The following is a 15694-nucleotide window of genomic DNA, read 5'->3' on the forward strand; positions in this document are numbered from 1 at the left end:
AATTGACGTTTCACGTTGTTTGTTTCGTTCAGTTTTCAAAGAACTACTTGGTCGCTCATTTGCGACTTCCTTATGTTAACATCTTCGTTAGTTAATGTCAACTAAGTTTTTCATTTCGTTTGTCGCTTTCGACGTTAATGTCATCGGCGACTTGTTCCATATTACACCTCTAAGCTCTAATCGTCAATATATTTTTATAAAAAATATAAAAAGGCTTATTTCTTTTAAAATAAGCCTTTTTATCACATATCATTCTATTCATTTATTATTTTTCTATAATTGGTAACGAGACGATAAATTGAATAGTGCCATCCCTATATTCCGCTCGAATACTACCACCTTGTAACTCAACAATACTTTTCGCAATCGCTAAACCGAGTCCCGACCCTTCCGTTACTCTACTTCGAGATTGATCCTTCTTATAGAAACGTTCAAACAAATTCGCTAACTCTTCTCTTGTAAACTCTTCACTATGATTCGCAATTACAATTTGTATATCCCTACGCTGCCTTTGAAGAGAAACTTTTATCTCTCCATCATCTTTACTATACTTAATTGCATTCATTAGTAAATTATCAAATACACGAACCATCTTTTCCGAATCAATCGATGCATAAGCACGTTCCTCAGGAAACTTCTTAACAAAAGTAAGTCCATGCTCTTCCGCTTGCGGTACTAACTCTTCTATTAATTGCTCAAGCAACTCATTTACACATACTTCTTGTTTTTCTAATACAACTTGTTCATTTGTTAACTTCGTATACTCAAATAAATCTTCTATTAAATTTTTTAACTGCTCCGACTTTGCAAAAGCAATTCTCGTATACTCATCGTGTTGTTCTTTATTTTCATATTTAGAATCTCGAAGTAATCGTAAGTAACCCATAATAGAAGTAAGTGGTGTACGCAAATCATGCGATACATTTGTGATAAGCTCATTCTTTTGCTTTTCTAATTTACGTTCCTTTTCTATATTATTCATAAGCTCTTCTGCCATATTATTAATATTCTCCGTTAAAGCTGCAATCTCATCTTCACCTTTTTTCTCAATGCGGTAGGCTAAGTTACCTCTTTCTATTTCCTTTACGCCTTGTGCCATTGCTTCAATCTGCTTCATCTTTCTCTTTGTTATATAGAAGAAAGAGAAAATGAATACAAGTACACCAATTAAAAACGGGAATGGTCCTTCTTGCGTATCATATATTACCTCTCCCTCTGGAATTCCACTAACAAACATGTACAAATTCTTTCCTTCAATAGTAATAGGTGAAAAAGATATAAACTCTTTTCTTGTACTTTCAAATACATTTCTACCATCTGTATAATTAATCGCGAATGATGCTGCATTACGAATCGTATTATGCAAATCGATTTGCTCTTCTTGCGCTTGCTTTGTTTTATATAAAACTTTACCACTTTCATCAGTAACCAATATCTTCAAAGCTCTAGACCCTTGCTCTAAATTTTGGTTCTCCATTTCGATCATATTTGATATAGCTTCTAATTTATTTTCATGAACCGAACTATTTGCCGCTCCTTGAGCTTGGTGATTAATTTGTTCCATACCAGCCCGATAATCGATAGTTGCTTGACGATTCGCATTCTCAAAAAACGGTGCTGCTGCCTTTGCTGACAAAACTCCTAATAACGCACAAGCAGCAAAAGTAGTAATCAATTGAATCCTTATACTCTTTCGTACGCTCTTTACTAATTTCTCAATTAATTGTCTTATTTTCCTTATATAAGTAAACGGATTAAATATCTTTTTCAATCTTATACCCCACTCCCCATACTGTTTTTATATATCTAGGTTTCCTTGGATTCTCCTCAATCTTTTCACGCACTTTTCGAATATGCACCATTACAGTATTATCAGACTGGAAAGATCGTTCGTTCCACACCTTTTCATAAATTTGCTCCGCACTAAACACCATACCTGGATTTCTAGCTAGCAATTCTAAAATTGAAAATTCCCTCGGAGTTAGTTTCACTTCTTCTCCCTCTACAATAACTTTATGGGTCGAGATGTTGATTTTCATCTCCCCAATTTCTAACTCGTCCTCATTTTGAATAGCGAAACCATTCATTTTCATATAACGGCGTAACTGAGATTTAATTCGTGCAATTAGCTCTAACGGATTAAACGGCTTCGTTACATAATCATCTGCCCCTGTTGTTAATCCTAAAATCTTATCCATATCTTGCGTTTTGGCAGAAAGCATAATAATAGGCATTTCTTTCGCTTCCCTTACCTTCATACACATATGAATACCATCCACTTTCGGCATCATAATATCTAATACGACTAGATGTACTTCATTTTCTTCCAATAGACGTAATCCTTCTTCTCCGTCTCCTGCTTGTAATACTTTATATCCTTCATTCTTTAAATAGATTGTAATTAAATTCCGAATTTCTTTTTCATCATCTACGACAAGTATTGTTTCGTGTGCCACAATATCTCCCCCATCACTTTTTTAATCCCTAACTTCTATTATAGGAAAACTTCTGAAGAAAAACGCTCGGAAATCCTTAAGATTTTCTGAAGACGCAAAAAAGGTCTAGACTCCCCTTAAGTCTAGACCTTTAAAAAACCCCTTTTATTTACGAACGTAGATGAAATATAGTACGAATAAAACTCCCATAACATACATAATCGGATGAACCTCTTTACGACGACCACTTACTACCATTGTAATTGGATAGAAGATAAATCCAATCGCAATCCCAGTTGCGATACTATACGTAAGTGGCATAGAGATAATTGTAAAGAATGCTGGCACTGCAATCTCGAATTTCTTCCAATCAATTTCCCCTAAGGAAGAAACCATCAAGATTCCTACAATAATTAAAGCCGGCGCCGTTACAGCTGGCGTTACAACACTTAGTAATGGCGAGAAGAATAGTGCCAGTAAAAAGAATCCTGCTGTTACAACTGCTGTAAATCCAGAACGCCCTCCTGCTGCTACCCCTGCAGACGATTCAATGTAAGACGTTGTTGTTGATGTACCAAGAATCGCACCAATTACAGTTGCAATCGCATCTGCAAATAACGCTTTTCCGGCACGTGGTAATTTATTGTTCTTCATTAATCCTGCTTGATTCGCAACCGCTACAAGCGTACCTGCTGTATCAAAGAAATCGATAAAGAAGAACGTTATAATAACAATCCCCATTTGAACTGTGAAAATATCTCCGAAGTGCGTTAACGCCACGCCGAACGTTGGTTCTAGACTCGGTATTGCTCCCACCACAGCTTTCGGAGTATCAATTAATCCTGTTGCTACTCCTAAGATCGCTGTAAGAATCATACCGTAAAATACTGCACCATTAATTTTCTTAATCATGAAGATGATCGTAGTAACAACCCCGAAGATTGCTAGTAACGTTGTACCCTTTGTTAAGTCCCCCAACCCAACAAGAACTGCATCATTTTTCACGATAATTCCGGCATTTTGGAATCCAAGAAATGCAATGAACAATCCGATACCTGCTGCTACTGCAAACTTTAACTCCGATGGAATTGCATTGATGATTTTTTCACGAATACCTGAAGCAGTAAGAATAATAAAGATAATACCTGACATTAAAGTTCCGGCAATTGCTGTTTGCCATGGAATCCCCATCGTTAACACTGCTGTATAAGCAAAGAACGCGTTAATTCCCATACCTGGCGCTAAAGCAATTGGATACTTCGCGAAAATACCCATAATTAACGAACCGATCGCTGCCGCTAATGCCGTAGCAACGAATACTGCACCTGGATCCATCCCTGTACCTGCTGGTAACCCTTTAACATTTCCAAGCGACAGCGTAGCAGGATTGACAAATAGTACGTAAGCCATAGATAGAAATGTCGTTAACCCTGCTATGAACTCAGTCTTATAATTCGTACCGAGCTCATCAAACTGAAAATAGCGTTTCATCCTACGTTTCCCCCGTTATATGATTACTCGCCGCATTTCTCCTAGCCCTCTTTTATCCCGAGAAACAAAAAAGGCTTCCATTGCATATATACATGGAAGCGTTCTATGAATAAAGATAAGATTCCCCTCACCTTTATAAAAACGCCTCGTAGTCAAGCCATTTACGGTAGCTAGGTAGAAACTTTCGGGCCATATCCCCGATATTATACGACGGCTATAATATTCACTTTTTGTTTGAATTACATAATCATATTAACTCGACGAAGTAGTTTTGTCAATTTAAAAACGAACGTTTTTATAAACTTTTATAGTTTCGTTCGTATTAACACCAAAATAAAAAAGATCCACCTATGCATAAGCAATAGATGGACCTTTTTATAAATACTATTCCCACTCAATAGTTGCTGGTGGCTTACTCGTTACATCATACACGATACGGTTAACGTGTTTTACTTCGTTTACGATACGTACAGAGATTTTCTCTAATACGTCCCAAGGGATACGTGCCCAGTCAGCTGTCATACCGTCGATAGATGTTACCGCACGGATACCTACTGTGTAATCGTAAGTACGCTCGTCACCCATAACACCTACGCTACGCATACCAGGAAGCGCAGTGAAGTATTGCCAGATTTCACGGTCTAAGCCCGCTTTAATAATTTCTTCACGTAAAATCGCATCAGATTCACGAACGATTTCTAATTTCTCTTCTGTGATTTCACCTAATACACGAATACCAAGACCCGGTCCTGGGAATGGTTGACGCCATACGATTTCATCAGGAATTCCTAATTCAGATCCTAATACACGTACTTCGTCTTTAAATAACGTGTTTAAAGGCTCAATTAATTTGAACTGCATGTCTTCTGGAAGTCCACCAACGTTATGGTGAGATTTAATTGTTTGCGCAGTTGCTGTACCACTCTCAACGATATCTGTGTAAAGTGTACCTTGCGCTAAGAAGTCCATACCTTGTAATTTTGACGCTTCATCATCAAATACGTAAATGAATTCGTTACCGATGATTTTACGTTTTTGTTCTGGATCTTCTACACCTTTTAACTTGTCCATGAAGCGGTCTCTTGCATCCACTTTAATAACGTTCATATGGAAGCCTTCGCTAAATGTTTTCATAACGCCTTCTGCTTCACCTTTACGAAGTAAACCGTGGTCAACGAAAATACATGTTAATTGATCACCAATTGCTTTATGAATTAATACTGCTACAACAGAAGAGTCTACACCGCCACTAAGTGCGCATAGTACTTTTTTGTCTCCAACAGTTTCACGAATCTTTTCTAATTCTACTTCAATAAAGTTCTCCATGTTCCATCCTTCAGAACAACCACATACACCGAATACGAAGTTTTTAATTAAATCGTTACCGTGCTCAGAGTGACGTACTTCTGGGTGGAATTGTACACCGTATAAGTTTTTCGCTTCATTGCTCATACCAGCAATTGGGCAAGACTCACTTGTTGCATCTACTACGAATCCTTCAGGTAAACCCGTTACTAAGTCGCCATGGCTCATCCATACAACTTGCTCTTCTGGAAGGTTCGCATATAATTTTGATTCGTTCTCTACTTTAAGAACAGCTTTTCCGTACTCACGGTGATTTGCACGCTCTACTTTACCACCGAAGTGTTGCGTCATAAGCTGCATACCGTAACAAATACCGAAGATTGGTAAACCTAGTTCAAAGATTTTTTCATCACAATGTAATGCACCTTCACCGTATACACTATTTGGTCCACCAGAGAAAATAATCCCTTTTGGATTCATTGCTTTAATTTCTTCTGCAGTAATTGTATGTGGATGAAGTTCACTGTATACACCGAACTCACGAATTCGACGTGCTATTAACTGATTGTATTGACTTCCAAAATCTAAAACGATAATTGTATCGTGTTGTTTCTTCAAAATAATCACCCCAACGTTAGTTCTCGTATATAAATATTTTCACCAATTTGGCGAAAAGCATTACCAATATAATAAAAAAAGCCAGTCCTCCGCCTCTAGTCTCATAACAAAGAAAAGGCAGGGGTCTGGCTTTATAAAGAAAGATAGTCTCCGCTCTTTATAAATATAAGACACACTGCCTTCATAGTCAGGTTGTTTACGGTAACCCGGTAGAGACTCTCAAACCATATCATTGAGGATATATGAAGGATCGTTTTATATTATCTTCCTAGATTCTAACAATGAAGTATCAATATGGTCAAGAGAGAAAGCGACAAAATTCTACAGAAATTCATTTCCTTTTCTAAAAAACATAAAAAAACATCCATTTCTATATAGAAATGGATGTTTTTTAGGACAAACGGAATTACATCATTCCGCCCATACCGCCCATGCCCATGCCGCCCATGTCAGGCATTGCTGGTGCATTTGGTTCTGGCTTGTCAGCTACTACAGCTTCAGTTGTTAAGAACATAGCTGCAACAGATGCTGCGTTTTGAAGTGCAGAACGAGTTACTTTAGCTGGATCTACGATACCAGACTCAAGCATGTTAACCCATTCGCCAGTAGCTGCGTTGAAACCAACGCCTACTTTTTCGCCTTTTAGACGCTCTACAACTACAGATCCTTCTAGACCAGCGTTGATTGCGATTTGACGAACTGGCTCTTCTAGTGCGCGAAGTACGATGTTGATACCTGTTGCTTCGTCGCCTTCAGCTACGATAGAAGCTACTTTTGTGTATACGTTCATAAGTGAAGTACCACCACCTGCAACGATACCTTCTTCTACTGCTGCACGAGTTGAGTTAAGTGCATCTTCAATGCGAAGTTTGCGCTCTTTTAACTCAGTTTCAGTTGCTGCACCTACTTTAATTACTGCTACGCCACCTGCTAGTTTAGCAAGACGCTCTTGTAATTTTTCGCGATCGAATTCAGAAGTTGTTTCTTCTAATTGCGCACGGATTTGACCGATGCGAGCTTCGATTTGTCCTGTGCTTCCTACACCTTCAACTACAGTTGTGTTTTCTTTTGTAACAACAACTTTACCAGCGCGTCCTAAAGATTCAACTGTAGCAGATTTTAAGTCACGGCCTAATTCTTCAGTGATCACTTCGCCACCAGTTAAGATTGCGATATCTTCTAGCATTGCTTTACGACGGTCACCAAATCCAGGAGCTTTAACAGCTACTACATTGAATGTACCACGAAGTTTGTTCACTACTAATGTAGCTAATGCTTCACCTTCTACATCTTCAGCAATGATAAGAAGTGGTTTACCTTGTTGTACCACTTGCTCTAATACTGGTAAGATTTCTTGAATGTTAGAAATCTTTTTGTCAGTAATTAAGATATATGGGTTATCAAGAACTGCTTCCATTTTGTCAGAATCAGTAATCATGTAAGGAGATGCATAGCCACGATCAAATTGCATACCTTCTACTACGTCTAATTCTGTTGTGAATCCTTTAGACTCTTCTAAAGTAATAACGCCGTCGTTACCAACGCGCTCCATTGCTTCAGCGATTAATTGACCTACTTCTTCGTCAGCTGCAGAAATAGCAGCTACTTGTGCGATAGAAGATTTGCCTTCGATTGGTTTAGAAATCGTTTTTAATTCTTCAATTGCAGCAGTAACAGCTTTTTCGATACCTTTACGAAGACCCATTGGGTTCGCACCAGCTGTTACGTTTTTAAGACCTTCACGAATCATAGCTTGCGCTAATACAGTTGCAGTTGTTGTTCCGTCACCAGCTACGTCATTTGTTTTGCTAGCAACTTCTGCTACTAATTTCGCACCCATGTTTTCGAATGCATCTTCTAATTCGATTTCTTTTGCGATTGTTACACCATCATTTGTAATAAGTGGTGAACCAAATTTTTTCTCAAGTACAACGTTACGACCTTTTGGTCCAAGCGTAACTTTTACTGCGTTTGCAAGAGTGTCGACACCGCGAAGCATCGAACGACGTGCTTCTTCACTAAATTTAATATCTTTTGCCATAATAATTGACCCCCTTGGATTTTTTAAGATTTATATAATTAACCGATAACTGCTAAAATGTCACTTTCACGTAAAATCAAGTAGTCTGTACCTTCATATTTCACTTCAGTACCTGCATATTTTGAGAAGATGATAAGATCACCTGCTGCTACCTCTAAAGCAACACGCTCACCATTCTCAAGCACTCGACCAGTACCTACTGCAACAACTTTACCCTCTTGTGGTTTTTCTTTTGCAGTATCTGGTAATACGATACCACTTGCTGTTTTTTCTTCTGCTTGAACAAGCTCAATTACAACGCGATCACCTAATGGCTTTAGCATGAACAATAACCTCCTCATTTTGTTATGTAAATTTCTTTTATTAGCACTCAAGTCATCCGAGTGCTAACACACTTATAATAATAAATAATCTCAATTTCTTTTGCAAGTAAAAAAATCATAATTTTTTCGCAAATCACTATATAAACTTTCTATATACAATACTGCCTTTACTATATGAATCGTTGTTTCCACTGCTCGTATGTTACAATATGAAAGGACACCCTAAGTTGTTTTCGCTACACATACAACTTTCTCCTGTCTTCTATTATAATTTCAAATAAGGATTTACGAAAAAAACATAATTCAAGAGGTTTATATCGTAGGTAGCATATTTACATGTTATCCTAACTTATCTCATACACTATAGTTAGAAAGGATGGTTAAACCATTTGAAGAAACAATACTGGTGGATTATCATTACATACATTTTAATGCAGTTATCTGGCGTTTTTGGATTACCACTTCTCCTAAAAACAGGACTCTATGATAATAGAGGATTTACCATTGAAGAAAAAGGACAAATCATAACGGGACACTGGGCAATCATTAGCTTCTTTATTGCATTATGTATCGTGCTTTGGTTACTTAGAACAGATATTCGTGACAGGCATTTAGATCCAATGCGCTCTTCTGTTCCAGCTACTATTGGATGGATTTTTATCGGGTTCTTCTTAGCAATCATCTCACAATCCATTGCAGGTATGATTGAAATGTATGTATTTGGGGTTCCACGTGGATCTGAGAATACAGACAGACTGATGGACATCGCAAGAACGATACCTTGGTTCCTTATTGTTGTATCTATAATTGGACCTATCTTAGAAGAAATCGTATTTAGAAAAATTCTATTCGGCACGCTTTATAAGAAGTTTAACTTCTTTATCGCAGCTATCATTAGTTCGCTTGTATTCGCAACAATTCATTTTGATTTTACTCACTTATTGGTATACACTGCTATGGGGCTCGTATTCGCCTTCTTATATGTGAAGACGAAACGTATTATCGTTCCGATTGCAGCTCATGTTGCTATGAATACATTAGTCGCTATTGGGCAAATTTTTATGAGCAATGAACAAATTCAAGAAATGATTAAAGAAGCTGAAAAAATGCAAGGCTTTATCGGAGGATTTTTTGTATGAGAAACTCACCATTGTTCATGGCTGCACTATACTTCCTTCTTGGATGTATCTTTACACGCTTCGCCATTACGAACGTGACAGATACAATCTGGAATATGTGGACAATACTATTTGCAGTTATGGCAACAATTGATTTTAATTTGGCACTTCGCCTTATATTAGTTAAATTCACAAAGAAGAAACAATAATAAAACGCAGAGGTCGCTTCCTCTGCGTTTTATTGTGGATAGTTTTTCAAAAAGTAAACTAATGTTTGTAACTCTACAGCTAAGTCAATATGATGAATTCTAATATTCTCTGATACGTTTAATCGCGCTGGTGTGAAATTCAAAATACCGTGCACGCTTGTTTCAGCTAATCTATCTGCTACAGCTTGTGCTACTGTAGCCGGTACTGTTAATATTGCCACTTGTATATCATTTGATAATCTCTCTTCTAATTCATCTAAATGATATACAGGAATGCCCCCGATTTCTGTTCCAACTTTCTCTTCACTAACATCAAATGCCATTTCAATTTTTGTATTATTGTTTTTCGTGAAATTATAATGTAAGAAAGCGGTCCCTAAATTACCTACTCCAATAAGTGCTACACGTGTTATATCATCTTGATCAAGTGTTTCGCGGAAAAATGATAATAAATAATTTACGTTATATCCATATCCCTTTTTCCCTAACGCTCCAAAATACGAAAAATCTCTTCGTATTGTTGCGGAATCTACTTTTACTGCCTCACTCAATTCGGCCGATGAAACACGCTGCTTACCAGAAAGAGATAAGTTTTGGATAAATCGATAGTATAGAGGCAATCTTTTAGCAGTGGCTTGTGGAATCTTTTGCTGATCCATATGACCTCTCCTCTCTTCCTATCTTTATTCATATACTTTAATCAAATACAGAAGTTTAGCACTCATTAAATTCCTTGTATAATAAAGAGAAGAAGTATTCTCTCTTTATTTTAAACTATACACTATTTTTAGTATGATTGAGAAATATAAACATGGCAAAGTTAAGAAATTATTTGAGGTGAAAACATTGATTTTATTACAAGTAAACGCGCTTTCGAAATTATACGGTGCAGAAACGATTCTTGCAAACATAAAATTGGAAGTACAAACAAAAGATCGTATCGCATTAGTTGGAAGGAATGGAGCAGGAAAATCTACATTATTAAAAATTATCGCTGGTGAATTATCTCATGATGGTGGCGAAATTATAAAACCGAAAGATGTCTCAATCGGATATTTAGCTCAAAATACTGGACTAGAAACGTCTTTAACAATTTGGGATGAAATGCTAACCGTCTTTACCCACTTACAGCAAATGGAGACAAAACTTCGAAGGCTTGAGCAAGAAATGGGAAAAGAAGAAAACTTTTCAAACGAAGCTACATATGAAAGATTGTTAGCTGATTATGACCAACTACAACTCAATTATAAAGATCAAGGTGGATATCAATATGAAGCGGATATTCGCTCCATTTTAAGCGGCCTTGGCTTCCCAGTTGAAACGCACCAGACGACGATCTCTACTTTAAGCGGCGGGCAAAAAACAAGATTAGCTCTCGGGAAATTATTATTAACAAAACCAGACTTACTTATTTTGGACGAGCCTACAAACCATTTAGACATCGAAACATTAACATGGCTTGAGCAATATTTGCAAGGTTATCCTGGCGCAATATTAATCGTCTCACATGACCGTTATTTCTTAGACAAACTCGTTACACAAGTATATGAAATTTCGAATAAAGAAAGCAGACGATTTGTTGGTAACTACAGTAAATATTTAGACTTAAAATCAGCATTATATGAGCAAGAAATGAAACGTTACGAAAAACAACAAGATGAAATCGCAAAACTTGAGGACTTCGTTCAAAAGAATATAGCTCGCGCTTCTACAACGAAACGTGCTCAAAGTCGCCGTAAACAACTAGACAGAATGGAATTATTAACGAGACCATTAGGGGATTCTAAGTCAGCATCATTCCACTTCGATATTGAAAAACAAAGTGGAAATGATGTTTTACAAGTAAATGATGCAACCATCGGTTATGATGAAAACCCTATAATTGAACATGTAACTATGCGCTTAACTCGCGGAGATAGTGTTGCTTTAGTTGGTCCAAACGGAATTGGGAAATCCACATTGTTAAAATCCATTGTGAATAAGTTACCACTATTAAATGGTGATGTTTCTTTCGGATCAAATGTATCTGTTGGTTATTATGATCAAGAACAAGCAAACTTAACATCTTCTAAACGGGTTTTAAATGAACTATGGGATGAATATCCACTGCAACCGGAAAAAGAAATCCGTACTATACTTGGGAATTTTTTATTCACAGGAGATGATGTACTGAAACCAGTATCTTCCCTTAGTGGTGGACAAAAAGCTCGATTAGCTCTTGCAAAACTTATGATGCAAAAGTCAAATTTGTTAATTCTAGATGAGCCTACGAACCACCTTGATTTAAATAGTAAAGAGATTTTGGAGAATGCTTTAATTGATTACCCAGGGACTCTTCTATTCGTCTCACATGACCGCTACTTTATTAACCGTGTAACAACGACTGTGGTTGAGTTATCAACAGAAGGTGCACAGGAATATTTAGGAGATTACGATTACTACGTTGAAAAGAAAAATGAAATGATTGAACGTGCAGAACTTGAACAGCAAGAAAGTGACGTTCCTGTTCAAAAGGTGGTTGCACAAGAGAAATTAAATTATTTAGAAGAAAAAGAGCGTAAAAAACTAGAGCGTCAACGCACTAGAAAAATTGAAGAGCTAGAACAAAGTATAGTGGAATTAGAAGAAGAAATTGCTACGTTAGAAGATCAACTTTGCTTACCAGAAATATATGCAGATTATGAAAAAGCTAGTGAAATTACAACTAAAAAGCAAACGCTACAAGAACAACTTGAAACTTGTATGGCAGAATGGGAAGAGCTGCATGTATAAGCATATTTAAATAAGGAAGATGTCTCATAAGTCAGGATTTTTGACTATGTGACATCTTTTTTTAGTACTTAAACATTTTTTTGAATATATCTATCGTAACTTAGAATATACTAACGATTTTTTAAATATATCTATTGTAACCCTATATATATTAACAATTCGACACGAAATATCGTTTTAACGACAAAGATTGACAAGATTAGCATCTTCTATAATGGGGAGATGTTTCAAAATGTTTTTCGGGGATATCTTCTTGCTTTTTATTTCCCGAAAAAGAACAAATTCAAAGGTCTGACATCAACCTATTTATCCACAAGTTTATACACATATCCACCTTTATAAAATAAACATCAAAATAACTTTTCCACATTATCCACAGTCAACAAAAAAGTTATCAACATTTTATATACACAATAAAACCCACATTATCAACAGATAATATGGGTTTTATCCACAACCTGTGGTTAATTATGTGTATAACTATGCTTCAATATCTAATCCTGGATTTGCATTTAAGGCTAATGTTGCACGCTTACCTTGTTCATAAGCAATTGTCCCTGCCGCTGCAATCATCGCTGCATTATCTGTGCATAAAGATAGCGGCGGAATAATTAATTCAATGTTTTCTTTTTGTGCAAATTCCTCTTCTAATCGCGCACGAAGTCCTTTATTAGCAGCTACTCCACCAGCAAGAAGTAATTGCTTTACATTATAAGCTTCTGCTGCACGAGCTGCTTTCGTTACAAGTACATCTATTACACTTTCTTGGAAACTTGCCGCTAAATCTTCTGGTGCAATTTCTATACCGCGCTGTTTTGCGTTATGCACAGTGTTGATAACTGCTGATTTCAATCCACTAAAGCTAAAATCATACGAATCCGGTTCTAGCCATGCACGAGGCAAATCAATTGTCGGTTCTCCTTCATGTGCAAGGCGATCAATATGAGGACCACCTGGATATGGCATAGATAACGTACGAGCTACTTTATCATATGCTTCTCCAGCTGCATCGTCTCGTGTTTCACCAATTACTTCGAATGAACCATGTTCTTTCATATAAACAAGTTCTGTATGCCCACCAGATACAACAAGTGATAATAACGGGAATTGAACTTCTTTTACTAAACGGTTCGCATAAATATGACCAGCAATATGATGAACACCGACTAACGGAATATCATGTGCAAACGCTACTGCCTTCGCTGCATTTACTCCAATTAGAAGTGCTCCTACTAAACCAGGACCTTCTGTTACAGCAATTGCATCAATATCATCAAATGTGATATTTGCTTCCTTTAAAGCTTCTTCTAACACAACTGTAATTTCTTCTACATGATGACGGGATGCAATCTCTGGTACAACGCCGCCAAAACGTTTATGACTTTCAATTTGTGATGCAACGACATTCGCAATAATTTCCGTTCCATTTTTAACAACTGCTACTGCTGTTTCATCACAACTTGTTTCAATACCAAGTATAATCGTATTTTTTTCCATTATATATTCACCCACATTACGAGACCATCTTCCTGATTGTCTGCATAGTATCGTTTACGAATCCCACCATTTTGAAATCCGTATTTTCTGTATAACTGCTTTGCTACTTCATTTGATACACGTACTTCAAGTGTCATTGTTTTTACCCCTAGTTCTTTCGCTTCAGAAATAACTGCTTTCAATAGGGCATCTCCTAACTTTTGACCTCGGTATTCTGGCAAAATAGCTATATTTGTTATATGTGATTCATCAATAATTATCCACAATCCACAATACCCGACTACACGACCATCTTTTTCTAACACAATATAATGTGCATGTTCATTCATCGTTAATTCACGGTGAAAGGCATCTGCAGTCCAAGGAGTTGAAAAAGACGCTTCTTCAATAGCTACAATTTGAGCAATATCATCAAGCTCCATCTTTCTAAATATCATATCCATCTTCTGCAAGCTCCTACTTGTTTTGACTTTCTAACCACTTTGTTTCAGCTTCAGCTAAACGAAGATAGCTTGGAACAAACGTATGCACATCTTGTTCTTCTTTTTGTAATCCTAAGAATGCTAGCTCACTTGGTCTTGGGTTATTTTTAGTAAATGGAGCGAATACAGCTTGATCACCTAAATGTTCTATAATTGTTTCTTTATGCAATTTAACATCGTTACCGATAAATAAAACAGGCTGTCCTTTATCTTTTAACATTTGCAACCAGTCTACAATAAGAATAATTCGGTCTTCTTCTATTGAAGTTAACTGCTCTCCTTCATATGTATATAACCCAGTATAAATTTGCCCACGTCTTCCATCAAATAAAGGACAAATTAACCCGTTAAAGTTAGCACCGTTTGCAGCTACTACCTCTAAACTTGATACACCTACAATTGGTATTTGAAGTGACCAAGCTAATGTTTTCGCCGCTGTCACGCCTATACGAACACCTGTATAGGATCCAGGTCCAGCAGCTACAACGATTTTAGTTAATTCCTTCGGTTTTACGCCACACTCTTTTAACAGTTTCTCTACAGCTGGCATAAGACGTACAGAATGGTTTTTTGTTAAATTTGTAATGATTTCCCCAATTACGTTTTCTTCCTCAATAAGGGATACACCCATTACGTAATTTGAAGTATCAATTGCTAGTACTTTCATCTTGTAATAGCTCCTCACATAATCTAATATAGCGATCTCCAATTGGCTCGAGTATAATTTTTCTTGTGTCATCTCCAGCATGGAATAAACTAATTTGTAACTTTTCATTCGGTAAATATGCTTCTATTAAATGAGCCCATTCTACTACCGTAATTCCTTCACCGTAGAAATATTCATCAAAGCCTAAGTCCTCTTCACTTTCTGCTAAGCGATACACGTCCATATGATATAGCGGTAATCTTCCTTTATATTCTTTGATGATATTAAAGGTAGGACTATTTACAACTCTTTTCACTCCAAGACCTTTTGCTAGTCCCTTTGTAAAAGTCGTCTTACCAGCTCCAAGATCTCCTTCTAAAATAATTACGTCTTGTGCCTCTACGAGCTCACCTAGTTTTTCTGATAACCTTTGTGTTTCCTCAGAAGATTTTGTTGTTACTTCATATTTACTCACAGACTTCACCTACTTTACTCACAATGTTCTCTGCTCTTTATTATACAGGTTTTGAATATATAAAAAAGTCCTTAGGAGTTGTCCTAAGGATAGTTTGACTGTCTTTATTAGTTTTTTGTTAAAACAAATAAAAAAATACGAAACAACTTGTTTCGTTCTTTTCTTTATATGAAATGGCGGTCCCGACCGGGGTCGAACCGGCGATCTCCTGCGTGACAGGCAGGCATGTTAACCACTACACCACGGGACCATTTGGTTGCGGGGACAGGATTTGAACCTGCG

Annotated in this window: 14 protein-coding genes, 1 tRNA gene and 2 riboswitches; of the genes, 3 read left to right on the forward strand and 12 right to left on the reverse strand. The window is 36.9% G+C overall.

Going from position 1 to position 15694, the window contains the following annotated elements; translation table 11 throughout:
• Positions 1-265: 265 nt before the first annotated feature.
• The 6 genes from ampS to groES form a co-directional block, all read right to left on the reverse strand.
• Positions 266-1771, reverse strand: coding sequence for an aminopeptidase AmpS (ampS, locus tag MR107_RS26200; RefSeq protein WP_000719223.1), 1506 nt, complete (start codon positions 1769-1771; stop codon positions 266-268).
• Positions 1755-2456 carry a response regulator transcription factor gene (locus MR107_RS26205; protein WP_000929885.1) on the reverse strand — a complete coding sequence of 234 codons (702 nt, stop codon included), beginning with the start codon at positions 2454-2456 and terminating at the stop codon, positions 1755-1757. The genes ampS and MR107_RS26205 overlap by 17 nt, the downstream gene beginning before the upstream one ends.
• 144 nt (positions 2457-2600) lie before the next feature.
• The gene (locus MR107_RS26210) at positions 2601-3926 is read right to left on the reverse strand and encodes an NCS2 family permease (protein WP_000833082.1); all 1326 of its coding nucleotides are present in this window, start codon (positions 3924-3926) and stop codon (positions 2601-2603) included.
• 129 nt (positions 3927-4055) lie between these two features.
• A riboswitch (purine riboswitch) is annotated at positions 4056-4158 on the reverse strand.
• A gap of 152 nt (positions 4159-4310) precedes the next feature.
• Positions 4311-5849 carry a glutamine-hydrolyzing GMP synthase gene (gene guaA / locus MR107_RS26215; protein ID WP_000743909.1) on the reverse strand — a complete coding sequence of 513 codons (1539 nt, stop codon included), beginning with the start codon at positions 5847-5849 and terminating at the stop codon, positions 4311-4313.
• A 164-nt stretch (positions 5850-6013) separates the two neighbouring features.
• Positions 6014-6115: riboswitch (purine riboswitch) on the reverse strand.
• A gap of 140 nt (positions 6116-6255) precedes the next feature.
• Complete coding sequence (groL, locus tag MR107_RS26220; RefSeq protein WP_242292900.1) at positions 6256-7890, reverse strand: chaperonin GroEL; 1635 nt, start codon at positions 7888-7890, stop codon at positions 6256-6258.
• A 38-nt stretch (positions 7891-7928) separates the two neighbouring features.
• A complete protein-coding gene (gene groES, locus MR107_RS26225) occupies positions 7929-8213 on the reverse strand; it encodes a co-chaperone GroES (RefSeq protein ID WP_000917311.1) in 285 nt (94 codons plus the stop codon).
• A gap of 389 nt (positions 8214-8602) precedes the next feature.
• Between groES and MR107_RS26230 the strand changes: the two genes are divergently transcribed.
• Complete coding sequence (locus MR107_RS26230) at positions 8603-9352, forward strand: CPBP family intramembrane glutamic endopeptidase (protein ID WP_071740114.1); 750 nt, start codon at positions 8603-8605, stop codon at positions 9350-9352.
• Positions 9349-9540: a YdiK family protein gene (locus MR107_RS26235; RefSeq protein ID WP_001246201.1), complete on the forward strand. Its 192-nt coding sequence runs from the start codon at positions 9349-9351 to the stop codon at positions 9538-9540. Before MR107_RS26230 ends, MR107_RS26235 begins: the two co-directional genes overlap by 4 nt.
• Positions 9541-9569: 29 nt before the next feature.
• Here MR107_RS26235 and MR107_RS26240 read toward each other — a convergent pair whose 3' ends face one another.
• Positions 9570-10199 carry a redox-sensing transcriptional repressor Rex gene (locus tag MR107_RS26240; RefSeq protein ID WP_000372699.1) on the reverse strand — a complete coding sequence of 210 codons (630 nt, stop codon included), beginning with the start codon at positions 10197-10199 and terminating at the stop codon, positions 9570-9572.
• A gap of 187 nt (positions 10200-10386) precedes the next feature.
• Here MR107_RS26240 and MR107_RS26245 point away from each other — a divergent pair, with 187 nt between their 5' ends.
• Entirely contained in the window at positions 10387-12312 is a 1926-nt protein-coding gene (locus MR107_RS26245; protein ID WP_000602146.1) for an ABC-F family ATP-binding cassette domain-containing protein, read from the forward strand.
• Between the two features lie 480 nt (positions 12313-12792).
• Here the strand turns inward: MR107_RS26245 and tsaD are convergent, their stop codons facing one another.
• From tsaD to MR107_RS26270, 5 genes are all read right to left on the reverse strand, one after another.
• Positions 12793-13809, reverse strand: a complete 1017-nt coding sequence (tsaD, locus tag MR107_RS26250) for a tRNA (adenosine(37)-N6)-threonylcarbamoyltransferase complex transferase subunit TsaD (protein ID WP_000414585.1) — start codon at positions 13807-13809, stop codon at positions 12793-12795.
• Complete coding sequence (rimI, locus tag MR107_RS26255) at positions 13809-14252, reverse strand: ribosomal protein S18-alanine N-acetyltransferase (protein ID WP_000367190.1); 444 nt, start codon at positions 14250-14252, stop codon at positions 13809-13811. Before rimI ends, tsaD begins: the two co-directional genes overlap by 1 nt.
• 13 nt (positions 14253-14265) lie before the next feature.
• Positions 14266-14958: a tRNA (adenosine(37)-N6)-threonylcarbamoyltransferase complex dimerization subunit type 1 TsaB gene (gene tsaB, locus MR107_RS26260; RefSeq protein ID WP_000865740.1), complete on the reverse strand. Its 693-nt coding sequence runs from the start codon at positions 14956-14958 to the stop codon at positions 14266-14268.
• On the reverse strand, positions 14939-15412 hold the full coding sequence (gene tsaE, locus MR107_RS26265; protein WP_000049642.1) for a tRNA (adenosine(37)-N6)-threonylcarbamoyltransferase complex ATPase subunit type 1 TsaE: 474 nt from the start codon (positions 15410-15412) through the stop codon (positions 14939-14941). The genes tsaB and tsaE overlap by 20 nt, the downstream gene beginning before the upstream one ends.
• 174 nt (positions 15413-15586) lie before the next feature.
• A tRNA-Asp gene (locus MR107_RS26270) sits at positions 15587-15662 on the reverse strand.
• Between the last annotated feature and the right edge of the window lie 32 nt (positions 15663-15694).

Source organism: Bacillus cereus group sp. BfR-BA-01441 (assembly GCF_022663075.1).
GTDB lineage: Bacteria > Bacillota > Bacilli > Bacillales > Bacillaceae_G > Bacillus_A > Bacillus_A cereus.